Source organism: Lentilactobacillus parafarraginis DSM 18390 = JCM 14109, from assembly GCF_001435895.1.
Classification (GTDB): domain Bacteria; phylum Bacillota; class Bacilli; order Lactobacillales; family Lactobacillaceae; genus Lentilactobacillus; species Lentilactobacillus parafarraginis.
Genome location: NZ_AZFZ01000182.1, coordinates 1 through 972, shown reverse-complemented (window position 1 = coordinate 972; position 972 = coordinate 1). Strand labels below are relative to the sequence as shown.

1 protein-coding gene is annotated in these 972 nt (G+C 46.1%); it reads left to right on the top strand.

The features are described 5' to 3' along the window. Positions 1-101: 101 nt before the first annotated feature. Positions 102-932: a sialate O-acetylesterase gene (locus FD47_RS14625; RefSeq protein WP_056980852.1), complete on the top strand. Its 831-nt coding sequence runs from the start codon at positions 102-104 to the stop codon at positions 930-932. Positions 933-972 lie beyond the last annotated feature (40 nt).

Here is a 972-nt window from a genome sequence, read left to right as displayed (position 1 = left end):
TTAGTGTTGCACTTAACTTGACAATTGAGGAATGAAAATATTAAGCAAAGCGCCTACAATAGTCAATAGATGCTATTTTGAGTACTGGGAGGATTTTGAACGTGGCTCACAATGAAGAAAAGTTCACAATTATTTCGGCCGGTCAGTCCAATATTGATGGCCGGGTGCCAGTTCCGCAGTTGCCAAATTATCTGACATTGCCGTTAGACCATTGTTATTACTGTAGCAATCACACCCCGGATCATGAAAAGGGCGTGTTTCAGGATCAACTCAAGGTGAGTGACTTGACGGTTAAGAACGGGTCAAGCCGTTGGGGATTTGATCTGGTCACGTATTATTGGCTACTCCACAATACAGATTTAAAAGACTTGCACGTCATTAAGTGTGCTGAGGGCGGGACATCGATTGCCCCGAGCGGTGAGGGTGGCGTGGACGACAGTCATTGGTCCACCCACATTGATCAGCTGAAAGATCCCAGCCATTCATTGTTGTTGCAGTTTAAGCAATTAATCGAAAGCTGCCAAGCGGCTCAAAATAATCAACTGGTCATCAAAGCCATGCTGTGGCATCAGGGGGAAGGCGACCGCGCTGACTTTTCAAGCAGTGCCGCGGCAAACTATTATGATAACTTAAAGGCGGTTTTTGCCTATTGCCGCCGGATTGTTGGCAACCCGCAGCTTCCAATTTTTTGCGGGACTGTGAGTCATCACTCTGACCAATTTGATTCCCAGGTTGAGGCTGGTGTCATTCAGCTTGCAACGGAAGATCCCCATATTTATTTGGTGGATATGCAAAGCGGCACGTTACTGGATCAGTTTCATTTCGATGCTAAATCTGCTGAGCTTTTTGGCAGCCAAATTTTCAACGCGATGGTTGCGGCGAAGGTGATCGAGGGGGAGCAACTGGCGCTTCCCACGGTCAAAATTTATTAAACTTTCCAGTTTATTAGGGTCTGTCTTAAAACAAGCTTTT